Origin of the sequence: Enterobacter sp. ENT03 (assembly GCF_019218745.1) — a bacterium.
Taxonomy (GTDB): domain Bacteria; phylum Pseudomonadota; class Gammaproteobacteria; order Enterobacterales; family Enterobacteriaceae; genus Enterobacter_D.
Map to the genome: position 1 here is coordinate 74,291 of NZ_JAHUXA010000009.1, position 16,349 is coordinate 90,639.

General features: G+C 52.6%; 17 protein-coding genes and 1 other annotated feature. Of the genes, 9 read left to right on the top strand and 8 right to left on the bottom strand.

The window, feature by feature from the left end; genetic code table 11:
• Positions 1 to 69 precede the first annotated feature (69 nt).
• From KW828_RS13110 to KW828_RS13125, 4 genes are all read right to left on the bottom strand, one after another.
• A complete protein-coding gene (locus KW828_RS13110) occupies positions 70 to 1,431 on the bottom strand; it encodes an APC family permease (protein ID WP_218336761.1) in 1,362 nt (453 codons plus the stop codon).
• Entirely contained in the window at positions 1,421 to 1,483 is a 63-nt protein-coding gene (yoeI, locus tag KW828_RS22140) for a membrane protein YoeI (RefSeq protein ID WP_218336840.1), read from the bottom strand. Before yoeI ends, KW828_RS13110 begins: the two co-directional genes overlap by 11 nt.
• 211 nt (positions 1,484 to 1,694) lie before the next feature.
• Positions 1,695 to 2,618: a LysR family transcriptional regulator gene (locus KW828_RS13120; protein ID WP_218336762.1), complete on the bottom strand. Its 924-nt coding sequence runs from the start codon at positions 2,616 to 2,618 to the stop codon at positions 1,695 to 1,697.
• 27 nt (positions 2,619 to 2,645) lie between these two features.
• Positions 2,646 to 3,488: an SDR family oxidoreductase gene (locus KW828_RS13125; protein ID WP_218336763.1), complete on the bottom strand. Its 843-nt coding sequence runs from the start codon at positions 3,486 to 3,488 to the stop codon at positions 2,646 to 2,648.
• A gap of 174 nt (positions 3,489 to 3,662) precedes the next feature.
• Here KW828_RS13125 and hisL point away from each other — a divergent pair, with 174 nt between their 5' ends.
• The 9 genes from hisL to hisIE all read left to right on the top strand — a co-directional run bounded on the left by hisL (position 3,663) and on the right by hisIE (position 10,866).
• Complete coding sequence (gene hisL / locus KW828_RS13130; protein ID WP_100396937.1) at positions 3,663 to 3,710, top strand: his operon leader peptide; 48 nt, start codon at positions 3,663 to 3,665, stop codon at positions 3,708 to 3,710.
• Positions 3,686 to 3,809: a sequence feature (His leader region), on the top strand. It overlaps the preceding gene by 25 nt.
• Before the next feature lie 35 nt (positions 3,810 to 3,844).
• Positions 3,845 to 4,744 carry an ATP phosphoribosyltransferase gene (gene hisG, locus KW828_RS13135; RefSeq protein WP_218336764.1) on the top strand — a complete coding sequence of 300 codons (900 nt, stop codon included), beginning with the start codon at positions 3,845 to 3,847 and terminating at the stop codon, positions 4,742 to 4,744.
• Between the two features lie 5 nt (positions 4,745 to 4,749).
• Positions 4,750 to 6,054, top strand: coding sequence for a histidinol dehydrogenase (gene hisD / locus KW828_RS13140; RefSeq protein ID WP_218336765.1), 1,305 nt, complete (start codon positions 4,750 to 4,752; stop codon positions 6,052 to 6,054).
• A complete protein-coding gene (hisC, locus tag KW828_RS13145) occupies positions 6,051 to 7,112 on the top strand; it encodes a histidinol-phosphate transaminase (protein WP_218336766.1) in 1,062 nt (353 codons plus the stop codon). The genes hisD and hisC overlap by 4 nt, the downstream gene beginning before the upstream one ends.
• Positions 7,109 to 8,176 (top strand): bifunctional histidinol-phosphatase/imidazoleglycerol-phosphate dehydratase HisB, encoded by a 1,068-nt coding sequence (gene hisB / locus KW828_RS13150; RefSeq protein ID WP_218336767.1) that lies wholly within the window; start codon positions 7,109 to 7,111, stop codon positions 8,174 to 8,176. Before hisC ends, hisB begins: the two co-directional genes overlap by 4 nt.
• A complete protein-coding gene (gene hisH / locus KW828_RS13155; protein ID WP_088219086.1) occupies positions 8,176 to 8,766 on the top strand; it encodes an imidazole glycerol phosphate synthase subunit HisH in 591 nt (196 codons plus the stop codon). Before hisB ends, hisH begins: the two co-directional genes overlap by 1 nt.
• Positions 8,766 to 9,503 carry a 1-(5-phosphoribosyl)-5-[(5-phosphoribosylamino)methylideneamino]imidazole-4-carboxamide isomerase gene (gene hisA, locus KW828_RS13160; RefSeq protein WP_218336768.1) on the top strand — a complete coding sequence of 246 codons (738 nt, stop codon included), beginning with the start codon at positions 8,766 to 8,768 and terminating at the stop codon, positions 9,501 to 9,503. Before hisH ends, hisA begins: the two co-directional genes overlap by 1 nt.
• Positions 9,485 to 10,261 carry an imidazole glycerol phosphate synthase subunit HisF gene (gene hisF / locus KW828_RS13165; RefSeq protein WP_218336769.1) on the top strand — a complete coding sequence of 259 codons (777 nt, stop codon included), beginning with the start codon at positions 9,485 to 9,487 and terminating at the stop codon, positions 10,259 to 10,261. Before hisA ends, hisF begins: the two co-directional genes overlap by 19 nt.
• Entirely contained in the window at positions 10,255 to 10,866 is a 612-nt protein-coding gene (gene hisIE, locus KW828_RS13170; RefSeq protein ID WP_218336770.1) for a bifunctional phosphoribosyl-AMP cyclohydrolase/phosphoribosyl-ATP diphosphatase HisIE, read from the top strand. The genes hisF and hisIE overlap by 7 nt, the downstream gene beginning before the upstream one ends.
• 58 nt (positions 10,867 to 10,924) lie before the next feature.
• Here hisIE and wzzB read toward each other — a convergent pair whose 3' ends face one another.
• From wzzB to KW828_RS22145, 4 genes are all read right to left on the bottom strand, one after another.
• Positions 10,925 to 11,905, bottom strand: a complete 981-nt coding sequence (wzzB, locus tag KW828_RS13175; protein WP_218336771.1) for an LPS O-antigen chain length determinant protein WzzB — start codon at positions 11,903 to 11,905, stop codon at positions 10,925 to 10,927.
• Between the two features lie 269 nt (positions 11,906 to 12,174).
• Positions 12,175 to 13,341, bottom strand: coding sequence for a UDP-glucose 6-dehydrogenase (gene ugd / locus KW828_RS13180; RefSeq protein WP_218336772.1), 1,167 nt, complete (start codon positions 13,339 to 13,341; stop codon positions 12,175 to 12,177).
• Positions 13,342 to 13,598: 257 nt separating this feature from the next.
• Positions 13,599 to 15,005: an NADP-dependent phosphogluconate dehydrogenase gene (gndA, locus tag KW828_RS13185; protein ID WP_218336773.1), complete on the bottom strand. Its 1,407-nt coding sequence runs from the start codon at positions 15,003 to 15,005 to the stop codon at positions 13,599 to 13,601.
• Between the two features lie 242 nt (positions 15,006 to 15,247).
• A complete protein-coding gene (locus KW828_RS22145; RefSeq protein WP_218336774.1) occupies positions 15,248 to 16,342 on the bottom strand; it encodes an EpsG family protein in 1,095 nt (364 codons plus the stop codon).
• Positions 16,343 to 16,349 lie beyond the last annotated feature (7 nt).

A 16,349-nucleotide genomic window follows, 5' to 3' on the forward strand; every position in this document is an offset into this window, starting at 1 on the left:
GGTGCAGAAAGCAAAAAACCGGAGGCGTTAACCTCCGGTTTTTTTTACGTCATTTGTTTATAACAGCGGTTACTGCGGAATATCTTCGTACTGCGGTACCGGATTGCGGAAGCTTCGGGTCACGCAGGCCAGGTACAGCAGACCAATGGCACCCCAGATGAGGCCCAGGATCATTGAGCTCTCTTCCAGATTCGCCCACAGTGCACCTACCGTCAGCGCGCCACACATCGGCAGCACCAGGTAGTTGAAGTGGTCTTTCAGCGTTTTGTTACGCTTTTCACGGATCCAGAACTGGGAGATCACCGACAGGTTAACGAAGGTAAAGGCCACCAGCGCACCAAAGTTAATCAGTGCCGTCGCGGTTACCAGGTCAAAGTTGATGGCCAGCAGCGCAATCGCGCCCACCAGCAACACGTTCCATGCCGGGGTGCGCCATTTCGGGTGCACGTAACCGAAGAAACGGGTCGGGAACACGCCATCACGTCCCATCACGTACATCAGACGGGATACGCCAGCGTGCGCCGCCATACCGGACGCCAGTACGGTAATGGTTGAGAAAATCAGCACGCCGAACTGGAAGGTTTTACCCGCCACGTAGAGCATGATTTCTGGCTGTGACGCATCCGGATCTTTAAAGCGGGAGATGTCCGGGAAGTACAGCTGCAGGAAGTAAGAGGCGCAGATAAACACCAGGCCGCCAATCAGCGCAGTCAGGAAAATCGCGCGCGGGATCACGCGTTCCGCGTCTTTGGTTTCTTCTGACAGCGAAGAAATACCGTCGAAGCCGAGGAACGAGAAGCACAGGATGGTCGCGCCGGTGATCATCGGCACTACGTGTGCGCCCTCAGACCAGAACGGACGGGTGCTGGTCAACGTACCTGCGCCTTCACCGTGCGCCACGCCGTAAATGATCAGGCCAACGATAGCGGTGACAATGCCCATTTGCAGGATCACAATCAGCGTGTTGAAGTTCGCCACGGATTTGATGCTGCGCAGGTTGGAGATGGTCATAAAGGCCACCAGCGCAACCACGAACAGCCATGACGGCACGTTAGGCACCAGCGCTTCGAAATAGATTTTCGCCAGCAGAATGTTGATCATCGGCATGAACAGGTAGTCCAGCAGCGATGACCAGCCCACCATAAAGCCAACAGCCGGGCTGATGGATTTCTGGGCGTAGGTATAGGCGGAGCCGGCAGACGGGAAACGACGGACCAGTTTGCCATAGCTGAGCGCGGTGAACAGGATCGCCACCAGCGCAAAGGCGTAAGCCGTCGCGACGTGACCATCAGTCAATCCAGAGACAATGCCGAACGTATCGAACAGCGTCATCGGCTGCATATAGGCAAGACCCATCATAACAACCGGAATCAACGTAAGCGTTTTACGCAATTCCACGCGAGAGGTTTTTGGAGTAACGTTATGCGACATGGTCAGCCCCCATTACGGCGAATGCCGTCGCAAATGCAAAAAATTGCCCCATCTGATTTCTTTCCTCAGCGACAACGACTGTCGGTTTTTAAATGTGTATCTATCCGGTACTAAGCCCGGCCTCTTGAATTAAATGACGTTTTTATTGCAAAAAAATAACCGACGCAGTGAACGTCGGTTAATCTCATATTTTGCAGGCGGCGTATTTTGCCCCAAAATCGTGCGCGATGACAAGACATGAGAGGCCTGTCACACGAATATTTTTACGACAACCCGCTGTGACGGGCATCAGCAAAATTATAAACGCCAGAGATAGCACTATTTGCCACTATTTCCCTACACCACCACGCGCTGGCAAGCCCTGCGGTTTGCTCATTCCACCCAAGCCACACAGGCTCGGCGGTGACCTCATCGGAGACGCGTTTTTCAATCAACGCACCGCTGTCCAGAAAGCGCTGCGCCAGATAGCGCGGCACCCAGCCACAGCCGATGCCGCCTCTCTGTAGCTCCAGTTTAGTCTTAAAATCGAAAACCGTGATTGCTTCATGATCGTCCGGCAATGACGGCGCAGTTGACGGCTTGCCGCTATCCACCACAATTGCGCGGTGGCGTTTAATTTCATGACGGGGTATGGGTTCTGGCGCTTTTGCCAGCGGATGCTGCGGGGCAACAACGAATACCTGCTCAAGACTCCCCAGATGGGTAAAACCAAAGCCGCTAAGATGCGGCGGTTCATGCAGCGCGCCGACGATAATATCAGCGTCACCGTCTATCAGCGCCTGCCAGGAGCCTGACAGCACGCCATTGATAAACTTCAGGCGGGTGACGCTGTGATCCCGATAAAACGCGTCGATAAGCGGCAGCAGCAAGGAAAACGGGAAGGTGTCGTCAACGCCAATCACCAGTTGGCTTTCCCAGCCCTGATGAAGTTTCACCGCCTGCTTTTCCAGTTCGCGCACGGCGTGCAGCACGTCGCGCCCTTTCTCCAGCAGCATCTGTCCGGTGCGGGTGAATTTCGCCCGATGCCCGCTGCGGTCGAGCAACTGAATATTGAGATCGCTCTCCAGTTTGTGCACGGTGTAGCTCAGTGCCGAGGGCGTTTTATAGAGCTTTGCTGAGGCCGCCGCAAAGCTCCCCTCTTTTTCCAGCGCATCCAGGATCACCAGCACATCCAGCAATGGTTTCATGCTCGCCCCCTCAGGGTGTGCGACCAGTCAATCCCTGCCAGTCGCCGTGTCCATCGGCATGAGCAGCGGATCGGGGTATTGATAGTCAAATCCCAGCTCTTTGGTGATGCGGCTGCCGTCGACAATTTTGCCTTTGTCATCAGCATCAGCATCATGAAACTGCGGCACGGGCAGATCCAGCTGCCGCGCCATGGCGGGATAAAATGTCGATCGCGCCGGGTGGGCAGGCGCACAGATATTATAGATGTGCCCGCCTTTTGGAGCCTGCAACAAAAGGGTGATTGCGCTGACGACATCATCCAGATGGACGAGATTGACGCCGTGCTGACCGTTTGGTGCCGTTTTACCGGCAAAGAAGCGGCCTGGATGACGCCCCGGTCCCACCAACCCCGCCAGACGCAAAATATCCACCGAGGTACCCGGCAGATTATGCAGCCAGTCTTCCAGATCTTTCAGCACGCGCCCGCTGGCGGTGACCGGATGACGCGGGGTGTCCTCTTTTACTGTCCCGGCAGCGTCGCCGTAGACCGAGGTGGAGCTGGTAAAGATGATCCGCGGGATACGGTGCGCCAGCGCGCTGTCGACAATTTCCTGTATCGCCTGCAGATAGAACTCATCCCCCGGCCCGCTACGGCGTGCGGGTAACGTAATCACCAGCGCATCGACGTTCATCAGGGCGTCCAGATCGTCGGTGTCACACACCAGCTCCGGGGTAAGTTGCAGCAAATAGCTGTCAATGCCGCACATGCGCGCGGCCTCCACGCCGTCCTGAGTTGTTTTACTGCCGGTTACCTGCCAGCCCCGCGCTGACAGCGCTAATGCCAGCGGCATCCCCAGCCAGCCCAACCCGACAATTGCCACCTTCTTCATGCCTTTCTCCTGACGTTCACGCATCTGTAACAAGGCTACGCCAGCCTGGGACAACTGACAATTCATAGAATCAATATGAAATGATTTAATGATTAAAAAAAGCCCTTGCCTTACAGGACTAAACTGGTTTAGGTTACTTGCAAGCAGTTGAATAATCATTCATCGAGAAAATTTATGACACGCGTTCAATTTAACCACCACCATCACCATCATCCTGACTAGTCTTTCAGGCGATGTGTGCTGGAAGACATTCAGATCTTCCAGTGGTGCATGAACGTATGAAAAAGCCCCCGGAAGATCATCTTCCGGGGGCTTTTTTTTGAACCAAATTCAGGCAGGAACAGAGGATAATTCGAATGTTAGACAATACCCGTTTACGCATAGCTATTCAGAAGTCCGGGCGCTTAAGTGATGATTCACGCGAACTGCTCGCCCGCTGCGGCATTAAAATTAACCTGCACACGCAGCGTCTGATTGCGCTGGCAGAAAACATGCCGATCGATATTCTGCGCGTGCGTGACGACGACATTCCGGGCCTGGTAATGGACGGCGTGGTCGATCTGGGCATTATCGGCGAGAACGTGCTGGAAGAAGAGCTGCTCACCCGCCGCGCACAGGGCGAAGATCCGCGTTACTTCACCCTGCGCCGCCTGGATTTCGGCGGTTGCCGCCTGTCACTGGCCACCGCGGTGGATGACGTGTGGGACGGCCCGGCGGCACTCAACGGTAAACGCATCGCCACCTCTTATCCGCACCTGCTCAAGCGCTATCTGGATCAGAAAGGCGTCTCCTTTAAATCCTGTTTGCTCAATGGTTCTGTCGAAGTGGCACCCCGCGCCGGTCTGGCTGATGCCATTTGTGACCTGGTCTCCACCGGTGCGACGCTGGAAGCGAATGGCCTGCGCGAAGTGGAAGTGATTTATCGCTCCAAAGCCTGCCTCATCCAGCGTGACGGCGAGATGGACGATGCCAAACAGCAGCTGATCGACAAACTGCTTACCCGTATCCAGGGCGTGATCCAGGCCCGCGAATCAAAATACATCATGATGCACGCGCCAACCGAGCGTCTTGACGAAGTGATCGCCCTGCTGCCGGGTGCGGAACGTCCGACGATTTTACCGCTGGCCGGCGATCAACAGCGCGTGGCGATGCACATGGTGAGCAGCGAAACGCTGTTCTGGGAAACCATGGAAAAACTGAAAGCGCTGGGAGCCAGTTCGATTCTGGTGCTGCCGATTGAGAAGATGATGGAGTGACGGCGATGAGCTTCAATACTGTAATCGACTGGAATAGCTGTAGCCCTGAACAACAACGCGAACTGTTGCAGCGCCCGGCGATCTCCGCCTCGGAAAGCATCAGCCGCACGGTCGCAGAGATCCTCGATAACGTGAAAGCCCGGGGTGACGACGCGCTGCGTGAATACAGTGCCAAGTTTGATAAAACCGAGGTTGGCGCGCTGAAAGTGACCGCGCAAGAAATTGACGACGCCAGCGCCCGACTGGGGGAACCGCTCAAGCAGGCAATGGCCGTGGCGGTTAACAACATCAATACTTTCCATATGGCGCAGCAGTTGCAAACCGTGGATGTCGAAACCCTGTCGGGGGTCCGTTGTCAGCAGGTAACCCGTCCGATCAATTCGGTCGGCTTGTATATTCCCGGCGGCTCCGCGCCACTGTTCTCGACAGTATTGATGCTGGCGACACCGGCGCGTATCGCCGGTTGCCGCAAAGTAGTGCTCTGTTCGCCGCCGCCGATTGCCGATGAAATTCTGTATGCCGCGAAGCTGTGCGGCGTGCAGGACGTCTATAAAGTGGGCGGCGCGCAGGCGATTGCCGCGCTGGCGTTCGGCACCGACGCGATTGCGAAAGTGGATAAAATTTTTGGCCCCGGTAACGCCTATGTGACCGAAGCCAAGCGTCAGGTCAGCCAGCGTCTTGATGGCGCGGCCATTGATATGCCTGCCGGACCGTCGGAAGTGCTGGTGATCGCCGACAGCGGCGCGACGCCGGATTTCGTGGCCTCCGATCTGCTTTCCCAGGCCGAGCATGGCCCGGACTCGCAGGTGATCCTGCTGACCCCGGACAGCGCGATGGCGGCCGCGGTGGCGAAAGCCGTTGAGCGTCAGCTGGCTGAGTTACCGCGCGCCGACACGGCCCGCCAGGCGCTGGCGTCCAGCCGTCTTATCGTCGCGCGCGACCTGGCGCAGTGCGTGGCGATCTCCAATACCTATGGCCCTGAGCACCTGATTATCCAGACCCGCGATGCGCGGGCGCTGGTTGACGACATCACCAGCGCAGGCTCGGTGTTTCTGGGGGACTGGTCACCGGAATCGGCGGGGGATTACGCCTCCGGCACCAATCACGTGCTGCCGACCTATGGCTATACCGCCACCTGCTCAAGCCTCGGGCTGGCGGATTTCCAGAAGCGCATGACCGTCCAGGAGCTGTCCCGCGATGGGTTCGCCGCCCTCGCCTCCACCATTGAAACCCTGGCCGCCGCCGAACGTCTGCACGCGCACAAAAATGCCGTTACGCTGCGCGTTAATGCCCTTAAGGAGCTAGCATGAGCATCACTGAACTCGCGCGTGAAAATGTGCGCAACCTGACGCCTTATCAGTCTGCGCGCCGTCTGGGCGGCAAGGGCGATGTCTGGCTGAATGCCAATGAATTTCCGACGCCGGTGGCGTTTCAGTTCTCACAGCAGACGCTGAACCGTTATCCAGAGTGTCAACCCAAAGCGGTGATCGAAGGCTATGCCGCCTATGCCGGTCTGAAGCCTGCGCAGGTGCTGGTAAGCCGGGGTGCCGATGAAGGTATTGAACTGCTGATCCGCGCCTTTTGTGAACCCGGCCAGGATGCGGTGCTGTTCTGCCCGCCGACCTACGGCATGTATAGCGTCAGCGCCGAAACGTTCGGCGTGGAAACGCGCACCGTGCAGGCGCTGGATGACTGGCAACTGAACGTACCGGCGATTGCTGAACAGCTTGATGGCGTGAAACTGGTGTACGTGTGCAGTCCGAACAACCCGACCGGGCAGATCATTAACCCGGACGATCTGCGTGCGCTGCTGGAGCTGACCCGCGAGAAAGCGCTGGTGATCGCCGATGAAGCCTATATTGAGTTTTGCCCGCAGGCGACGCTGACCGGCTGGCTGGCGGAATATCCGCACCTTGTCGTGCTGCGCACCCTGTCCAAAGCCTTTGCGCTGGCTGGCCTGCGCTGCGGCTTTACGCTGGCCAATGAAGACGTCATCAACCTGTTAATGAAAGTGATTGCCCCCTACCCGCTTTCCACGCCGGTTGCCGACATCGCCGCGCAGGCACTGACCCCCGCAGGCATCGAGGCGATGCGCGAACGCGTGGCGCAGATCCTCGTTGAGCGTCAGTATCTGGTGGACAGTTTGCGGGATATTCCCTGCGTCGAGCAGGTTTATGATTCAGAAACCAACTATATTCTGGTGCGCATGAAAGCCTCGAGCGCGGTGTTCAAATCACTCTGGGATCAGGGCATTATCTTACGCGATCAAAATAAACAACCCACTTTAAGCGGCTGCCTGCGCATTACCATTGGCACCCGGGAAGAAAGCCAGCGCGTCATTGACGCCTTACGTGCGGAGCAAGTATGAGCCAGAAGTACCTCTTTATTGACCGTGATGGCACGCTGATTAGCGAGCCGCCGAGCGACTTTCAGGTCGATCGTTTTGACAAGCTGGCCTTTGAGCCGGATGCCATTCCGGTGTTGTTAGCCTTACAAAAAGCCGGTTTTAAACTGGTGATGATCACCAATCAGGATGGCCTGGGCACGGCGAGCTTCCCGCAGGCTGATTTCGACGGCCCACACAATCTGATGATGCAGATCTTTACCTCTCAGGGCGTGGTATTTGACGAGGTGCTAATTTGCCCGCATCTGCCGGCGGACGAGTGCGACTGCCGCAAACCCAAAACCCGCCTGGTGGAACACTATCTGGCGGAACAGGCGCTGGATAAAGCAAACAGCTATGTTATTGGCGATCGTGCTACCGACATCACGCTTGCCGACAATATGGGCATTACCGGTCTGCGCTATAACCGCGAGACGCTAAACTGGACGATGATTGGTGAGCAACTGACGAAACGCGATCGCTACGCGCATGTTGAGCGCAACACGAAAGAGACGCAGATTGACGTCAAAGTGTGGCTGGATCGCGAAGGCAGCAGCAAGATCAATACCGGCGTCGGCTTCTTTGACCACATGCTGGATCAGATCGCCACCCATGGCGGCTTCCGCATGGAAATTGCCGTGAAAGGCGATCTCTATATTGACGATCACCACACGGTGGAAGATACCGGCCTGGCCCTCGGCGAAGCGCTGAAACTGGCGCTGGGGGATAAACGCGGTATCAACCGCTTTGGCTTCGTGCTGCCGATGGACGAATGCCTGGCGCGCTGCGCGCTGGATATTTCCGGCCGTCCGCACCTTGAATACCGCGCCGACTTTACCTATCAGCGCGTGGGCGATCTGAGCACCGAGATGGTTGAGCACTTCTTCCGTTCCCTCTCCTATACCATGGCCGTGACGCTGCACCTGAAAACCAAAGGCAAGAACGATCACCACCGTGTGGAGAGCCTGTTCAAAGCGTTTGGTCGCACGCTGCGTCAGGCCATTCGCGTGGAAGGCGATACCCTTCCGTCCTCTAAAGGGGTGCTGTGATGAACGTGGTGATCCTCGATACCGGCTGCGCCAACCTGAACTCGGTGAAATCCGCGGTAATGCGCCACGGCTATACGCCGCTGGTGAGCCGCGATCCGGATGTCGTTCTGCGCGCCGACAAACTGTTCCTGCCCGGCGTGGGCACCGCCCAGGCGGCAATGGATCAGATCCACGAGCGTGAACTGAGCGATTTGATCAAAGCCTGTACCCAGCCGGTGCTGGGGATCTGTCTGGGGATGCAGCTGCTGGGCAGCCACAGCGAGGAAAATAACGGCGTCGATCTGCTGGGCATCATTGAGCAGGACGTACCGAAAATGAAAGATGTCGGTCTGCCTTTGCCGCATATGGGCTGGAATCGCATCTACCCGAAAGCAGGCAACCGCCTGTTCCAGGGCATCGAAGACGGATCTTATTTCTACTTCGTGCACAGCTATGCGATGCCGGTCAATACCTGGACTATCGCCCAGTGCCACTACGGCGAGGCGTTTACCGCCGCGGTGCAAAAAGATAACTTTTATGGCGTGCAGTTCCACCCGGAACGCTCCGGTGCCGCCGGCGCGCAGCTGCTGAAAAACTTCCTGGAGATGTAATGATTATTCCGGCATTAGATTTGATCGACGGCACGGTAGTGCGTCTTCATCAGGGTGATTACGGTCAGCAGCGCGATTACGGTAACGATCCGCTGCCGCGTTTGCAGGAGTATGCCGCACAGGGTGCAGAGGTTCTGCATCTGGTGGATTTAACCGGCGCGAAAGATCCGCAGAAGCGGCAGATCCCGTTGATTAAATCGCTGGTGGCGGGCGTGAATGTCCCGGTGCAGGTCGGCGGCGGCGTGCGTACCGAAGATGACGTGGCTGCACTGCTGGAGGCTGGCGTGGCGCGGGTAGTCGTCGGCTCCACGGCGGTAAAATCGCCGCAAATGGTCGAACAGTGGTTCCGCCGTTTTGGGGCAGATGCGCTGGTGCTGGCGCTGGATGTGCGTATCGATGAGGCGGGCAACAAGCAGGTGGCGGTCAGCGGCTGGCAGGAAGATTCCGGCGTGTCGCTGGAAGCGCTGGTCGAGAGATACCTGCCGGCAGGCCTTAAACATGTGCTGTGTACGGATATTTCCCGCGACGGGACGCTGGCAGGCTCCAACGTCTCCTTATATGAAGAAGTCTGTGCGCGCTATCCGCAGGTGGCGTTTCAGTCCTCTGGCGGCATCGGTGGCCTTGAAGACATCGCCGCTCTGCGCGGGACCGGCGTGCGCGGCGTGATTGTCGGACGTGCGCTGCTGGAAGGTAAATTTAACGTAACGGAGGCCATCCAATGCTGGCAAAACGGATAATACCCTGCCTTGATGTGCGCGACGGCCAGGTGGTTAAGGGCGTGCAGTTCCGTAATCATGAGATTATTGGCGACATCGTCCCGCTGGCAAAACGCTATGCCGAAGAAGGCGCGGATGAGCTGGTGTTTTACGATATTACCGCGTCCAGCGATGGCCGCGTGGTGGATAAAAGCTGGGTGACGCGCGTGGCGGAAGTCATCGACATCCCCTTCTGCGTGGCAGGCGGGATCAAATCCGCAGAGGATGCGGCGCGCATTCTGACCTTTGGCGCAGATAAAATTTCCATTAACTCCCCGGCGCTGGCTGACCCGGAGCTGATCACCCGTCTGGCGGATCGCTTTGGCGTGCAGTGTATTGTGGTCGGCATTGATACCTGGTTTGATGATGCCAGCGGCAAATATCATGTTAATCAGTACACCGGCGACGAAAGCCGTACGCGCGTGACGCAGTGGGAAACGCTGGATTGGGTGCAGGAAGTGCAAAAGCGCGGCGCGGGGGAAATCGTCCTCAATATGATGAACCAGGACGGCGTGCGCAATGGTTACGATCTTGCGCAGCTGAAAAAAGTCCGAGAGGTCTGCCATGTGCCGCTGATCGCCTCGGGCGGCGCGGGCACCATGGAACACTTCCTCGAAGCCTTCCGCGACGCCGATGTGGATGGCGCGCTGGCGGCATCGGTGTTCCACAAACAGATTATTAATATTGGTGAATTAAAAGCGTACCTGGCAGGCCAGGGCGTGGAGATCAGGGTATGTTAACAGAGCAACAACTCGCCCAACTCGACTGGGAGAAAACCGACGGACTGCTGCCCGCCGTGGTGCAACATGCGGTATCCGGCGAAGTGCTGATGCTGGGCTATATGGATAACGCCGCGCTGGCGAAAACCCAGGAAACGGGCAAAGTGACGTTTTTCTCACGCACTAAGCAGCGCTTATGGACCAAAGGCGAGACTTCCGGACATTTCCTGAATGTCGTCAGTATTACTCCCGACTGCGATAACGATACCCTGCTGGTGCTGGTCAATCCCATCGGCCCCACCTGCCATAAAGGCACCTCAAGCTGCTTCGGTGAGGCGAGCCACCAGTGGCTTTTCCTCTATCAGCTTGAGCAGTTGTTAGCAGAGCGTAAAACGGCGGATCCTGAAAGCTCTTATACCGCGAAGCTTTACGCCAGCGGCACCAAACGTATTGCGCAGAAAGTGGGTGAGGAAGGCGTCGAGACGGCGCTGGCTGCCACCGTCAACGACCGCGAAGAACTGACTAACGAAGCGTCGGATTTGATGTATCACCTGCTGGTGCTGTTGCAGGATCAGGCGCTGGATTTAACGGCGGTGATTGAGAATTTGCGCAAGCGGCATAAGTAAGGCTTTAAGACGAAAAAAACCGGGCCTGAGAGGTTCCCGGTTTTTTTTCGTCGGAAGGTCAGGTTCTTGACTGGTAATTACGGAAGGCATTGCGCGCTAACACGACACTTGCCCCTACCATAGCCCCTAACAGAGCGGCAATGACCAACGCCAGCGAGCGTTTCGGGCTGTCGCGGAATAGCGGTTCAGTGGGCTTCATCACGTAACGGTAAGCATGCATGTTGGCCGGATCGGGCTTAATGCGCTGAATATCTAACAGATTCTGGCGAGTCCGGTAATAATCGGCAGAAAACACCAGGGGCCGTGTAGCTTCATTCTTAATCATCGACTCCAGCGCTTCACTGCCAAGCAGGAATAAGGTGTCCTGGGTCACATCCTGAGTTTGCTGCACTTGCGGTTGCTTAACTCCAGAATCTTTGGCAAAGGTCAGCGCCTGCGTGATCTGCTGGATACGCAGATTTTTTTGCTCCTGAGCTACTTTTTCCTGTGTTGCAAGGGAGTCCTGAAGCTCAGTAAGGCGTGATTTAATATTAGTCGCCAGGTCCAGATCAAGTTCTTCAGCAATCTGCTCATCAACTTGCTGAATGTATTTAGCCAGTACCTGCTGGGCGTTTTTCGCAGAATCTCCTTGATAGGACACTTTCAGCGGTAAAGGTTGACCTTTAACGACAGTATCAATGGTTAACTCTTCGGGTTCTTCCTGGTTTTTCAACGTTTCAGATAGAGCAGAAAATGCGCCACTGAAGCGCGTGATAACACGTTGCTGAATTTCAAGGTTATCCACCTTTGAATCACCATAAATCAGCGTCATGGCATTGGTATAGCCTGCGATTTGCCCGACATCTGGCATAGTGATCACCGCCGTTGAGGTCCATTTCTCTTTAGCGAATGTTACGTATAGCCCGGCAAGCGCGACTGCAATAACAACAAAAACGGCGATCACCCACTTTCCACGCCACAGCTGCATTAAAAGATCAATCAAATCAATTTGTTCAGAGTCATTGTTAACTCTGACAAGATTATTATCGTTGTACGTCATAGCAACCTTTAAGGAGAAGTTTCAAGTCCACGGTTAAAAAACCAGTGTAGTGTACACTTTCCAGAAAATCCTGGAATCAGAATCCGTTTAATTGGGTTAGCACTTGAAACTACAGCTAAACCTCCCCGGAGTGGTGATGCCTGTTACGCTCTCTGGGCGGCTGCATAGTCTACTGACGGCCTAAACGGCCCGACAGGATGCTTAAGTTATCTGCGTTGTTGCATGAGAATTTTATTGCATAAAAAAAGCCCTCAAATGAGGGCTTTTTATCAATCACTGCCAAACAAGTCTCGCGTGTAAATCTTCTCTGCGACATCCGCTAGTTCTTCGGCCATGCGATTGGAAATGATAATGTCTGCTTCTTTTTTGAATGCATCCAAATCACGCACCACTCGGGAATGGAAAAATTCATCTTCTTTCATGACGGGTTCATAGATGATGACCTGCACACCCTTGGCCTTAATTCGCTTCATGATCCCCTGAACTGATGAGGCTCGGAAGTTGTCTGAGCCACTTTTCATAATCAGACGATATACGCCAACGACTTTAGGCTTGTGGGAAAGGATTGAATCCGCAATAAAATCTTTGCGTGTACGGTTTGCATCAACAATGGCGGAAATTATATTGTTCGGAACAGATTGATAGTTCGCCAGCAGCTGTTTTGTGTCTTTGGGCAGGCAGTACCCGCCGTAGCCAAAGGAAGGATTGTTGTAATGGCTGCCAATACGCGGGTCAAGACAAACGCCCTCAATTATTTGACGAGTATTCAGACCCAGACTTTCAGCATAGCTGTCCAGTTCGTTGAAATAAGCCACGCGCATTGCCAGATAGGTGTTAGCGAATAATTTAATCGCTTCCGCTTCCGTTGAGTCAGTAAACAGAACCTTAATGTCTTGCTTAATAGCGCCTTCCTGCAGAAGAGAAGCAAAACGTTCAGCTCGTTCAGAACGCTCGCCGATGACAATGCGTGATGGATGCAGGTTGTCATAGAGCGCTTTCCCTTCACGGAGAAATTCCGGGGAGAAAATTACATTATCAATACCGAGGCGATCTCTGATCGACTGAGTGAAACCTACCGGCACGGTAGATTTAATGATCATCACCGCTTTCGGGTTTACCGCCACCACATCGCGGATCACGGCTTCGACGCTAGAAGTGTTAAAGTAGTTGGTTTTTGGGTCGTAGTCAGTTGGCGTGGCAATAATCACAAAGTCCGCATCACGATAGGCGTCCTGCTTATCGGTGGTAGCACGAAAATTAAGCGGTTTTGTCTGCAGATATTCCTGAATCTCTTTATCCACAATAGGAGATATTTTCTGATTGAGCATATCAACTTTGGCCTGAATGATATCCAACGCCACCACTTCATGATGTTGTGCGATCAGAATACCGTTTGAGAGACCAACGTAACCTGTACCGGAGATTGTTATTTTCATTCGCTAAGCAACTTCTTCAAGTTTAAGTTTCCGGAGTGGCGAAGCCACCTCCTATGGATTTAATAACTGAAGGTTTTTTACATCCTACCTGGAACCGGTGTCAAGCCAGCAGCCCAGGGCTTTTTGACCTCTATGGTACAAATTTAGGATTTTACGTAGCTTAACGAATAGCGATATGCCCATGGTACGCGTACTTACATAAAAAAAAAGCCCGGCTCTTAAGACCGGGCTTTAAGTTACTTTTAGTTTAAATCAGATTAATCCAGCCATTCCGTATGGAAGACACCGTCTTTATCAGTGCGCTTATAAGTATGGGCACCAAAATAATCACGCTGCGCCTGAATCAGGTTGGCTGGCAGTACGGCAGCGCGGTAGCTGTCGTAATAGGCCACTGCTGCACTAAACGTGGGCACCGGAATGCCGTTTTGTACGGCATAAGCAACCACATCACGCAGTGCTTGCTGGTAATCATCTGCAATCTGTTTGAAGTATGGTGCAAGCAGCAGGTTAGCAATCGCCGGAGTTTCAGCATAAGCATCGGTGATCTTCTGCAGGAACTGGGCGCGGATAATGCAACCCGCACGGAAAATCTTCGCGATTTCACCGTAGTTCAGATCCCAGTTGTACTCCTCAGACGCCGCGCGTAGCTGCGAGAAGCCCTGAGCATAAGAGACGATCTTACCGAGATAGAGTGCACGACGTACTTTCTCGGTAAACTCGGCTTTATCGCCAGCCGGTTTGGTTTGCGGACCGGACAGCACTTTCGATGCTGCGACACGCTGCGCTTTCAGCGAGGAAATATAGCGTGCAAACACGGATTCCGTGATCAGTGACAGCGGCTCGCCGAGATCAAGCGAGCTCTGGCTGGTCCATTTACCGGTACCTTTGTTGGCCGCTTCATCCAGAATCACATCAACCAGGTATTTCCCCTCTTCATCTTTTTTCGTGAAGATGTCTTTGGTGATGTCAATCAGGTAGCTGTTCAGCTCACCTTTGTTCCATTCAGTGAAGGTCTGGGCCAGTTCTTCATTAGAAAGGTTTAGACCGCCCTTTAACAGCGAATAAGCTTCAGCGATAAGCTGCATGTCGCCATATTCAATACCGTTGTGAACCATCTTCACGTAGTGACCCGCGCCGTCTGCACCGATGTAAGTCACACAAGGTTCGCCATCTTCAGCAACCGCAGCGATTTTAGTCAGAATTGGGGCAACCAGCTCGTAAGCGTCTTTCTGACCGCCAGGCATAATGGACGGGCCCTTCAGCGCCCCTTCTTCCCCACCTGAAACACCGGTACCAATGAAGTTAAAACCTTCTGCAGAAAGTTCACGATTACGACGAATAGTGTCATGGAAGAAGGTATTGCCACCATCAATGATGATGTCGCCTTTGTCGAGATACGGTTTCAGGGAGTTGATAGCAGCATCAGTTCCTGCGCCCGCTTGCACCATCAACAGGATACGACGAGGCGTTTCAAGTGACTCAACAAACTCCTGAACACTGTAAAAAGGAACCAGGTTTTTGCCCGGGTTTTCAGCAATCACTTCCTCAGTCTTTTCACGGGAGCGGTTGAAAACGGAAACGGTATAGCCACGGCTTTCGATGTTCAGCGCCAGGTTGCGCCCCATCACGGCCATACCAACAACGCCGATCTGCTGTTTGGACATTACATACTCCTGTCAGGTGTGGTCACCGCGACATGTGCGCGGCTTGAAATGTGTATTGAATGTTAACTCAGTACAGACAAGTGAAGATAGTGGAACATTTCCAAAATTATACAAAAGACAATTGCAATTAAACGTAGATACTAAATTAGTAAAACCACAATAAAGAAAATGATTTTAATATAGCAGTAAACTCAACTCTATATTGGATATTACACTATCAACCTTTTTTGAATTTGAAGTGATTAATCATAAAATCTACTTGCATAAAGAATGAAAAACAACCAGTACCAGCCTGTAAACATAAAGAACATTGGTAATTTATATTTTCTGGGTTTGGTTGCTAAACTGAAACAAAAAACAAATAAAATAAGGGGTTGAACGAACATAATAAGACGGTAGGAAAAAAGAAAAATCCCAAAAAAGAGCATAATTATGCAGGCAATCGTGGTTATCAGCGAACATCTATAAAGACCGCTGATAAAATCATTTTTACCGTACACATCTATACTTAACATCAGCATTATAAAACAGTATGAAATAGACGCAATAAAAAGTGATCTTGAGAAGAAAACATATAATTCTCGGCTACTATTATTTATTAGCATATCTTGTTCGACTGCAAAAAGATAATAATCGAGTTTTAAATATAGCCGGGAAAAGTAAGGATCACTCCAGTCAACCTGGAATAGAATTGCTAAAAGAGTTAAACATATGAAAAATGAAATGAACAACGACTTTTTATTAAACTTCATTTTCATTAAAACAAAGAAAAGAAGAACAATAAACCCACTACTATGCAGCATTATAACCAATGCGCTTGCAAAGAAAGCTTTGATGTACTTTGAATTATAAAAAAACCAAACAGCAAGAATAACAAAACAGGTTGAAGCAAAAGCACGAACACCATTAATAGAAAACTGATATAACATGAACCAAAAAATAAAATAGAAATATATGTCGAAACTCTTGGGGAATAATAAAGATTTTTTATAAACCCAGTATATTGCTAATGCTGGTAAAAGGGATGAAATGAAGAAGAAAAAATATGGCTTACTAAAACCTATGGTCTTTAAAAAAGAAATTAAAAAAAACCAAAGCGGTTCAATGGTAAATCCATTAACACTTTTTAATGTAAAGGAGTCAAAAGATGGCTCCAAAGCTTCATAGATACCAACGTACTGAATAGTATCATCGCCTATTGTTCTGAAACTAATAATTACGAAACCTAGGGCGAAAATAAAAAATGATACTTTGTGATCTAATTTACCACGTAAAATGAGAAGAAGTAGAATGCATACGAGTCCAAGAATAGCACCAAGATCTAAAATCCTAATCAATTAGCAC

Coding starts and splice junctions, on each gene's coding strand:
- KW828_RS13110 (WP_218336761.1), bottom strand. CDS start 1,431: ATGTCGCATAACGTTACTCCAAAAACCTCTCGCGTGGAATTGCGTAAA.
- KW828_RS13120 (WP_218336762.1), bottom strand. CDS start 2,618: ATGAAACCATTGCTGGATGTGCTGGTGATCCTGGATGCGCTGGAAAAA.
- KW828_RS13125 (WP_218336763.1), bottom strand. CDS start 3,488: ATGAAGAAGGTGGCAATTGTCGGGTTGGGCTGGCTGGGGATGCCGCTG.
- hisG (WP_218336764.1), top strand. CDS start 3,845: ATGTTAGACAATACCCGTTTACGCATAGCTATTCAGAAGTCCGGGCGC.
- hisD (WP_218336765.1), top strand. CDS start 4,750: ATGAGCTTCAATACTGTAATCGACTGGAATAGCTGTAGCCCTGAACAA.
- hisC (WP_218336766.1), top strand. CDS start 6,051: ATGAGCATCACTGAACTCGCGCGTGAAAATGTGCGCAACCTGACGCCT.
- hisB (WP_218336767.1), top strand. CDS start 7,109: ATGAGCCAGAAGTACCTCTTTATTGACCGTGATGGCACGCTGATTAGC.
- hisH (WP_088219086.1), top strand. CDS start 8,176: ATGAACGTGGTGATCCTCGATACCGGCTGCGCCAACCTGAACTCGGTG.
- hisA (WP_218336768.1), top strand. CDS start 8,766: ATGATTATTCCGGCATTAGATTTGATCGACGGCACGGTAGTGCGTCTT.
- hisF (WP_218336769.1), top strand. CDS start 9,485: ATGCTGGCAAAACGGATAATACCCTGCCTTGATGTGCGCGACGGCCAG.
- hisIE (WP_218336770.1), top strand. CDS start 10,255: ATGTTAACAGAGCAACAACTCGCCCAACTCGACTGGGAGAAAACCGAC.
- wzzB (WP_218336771.1), bottom strand. CDS start 11,905: ATGACGTACAACGATAATAATCTTGTCAGAGTTAACAATGACTCTGAA.
- ugd (WP_218336772.1), bottom strand. CDS start 13,341: ATGAAAATAACAATCTCCGGTACAGGTTACGTTGGTCTCTCAAACGGT.
- gndA (WP_218336773.1), bottom strand. CDS start 15,005: ATGTCCAAACAGCAGATCGGCGTTGTTGGTATGGCCGTGATGGGGCGC.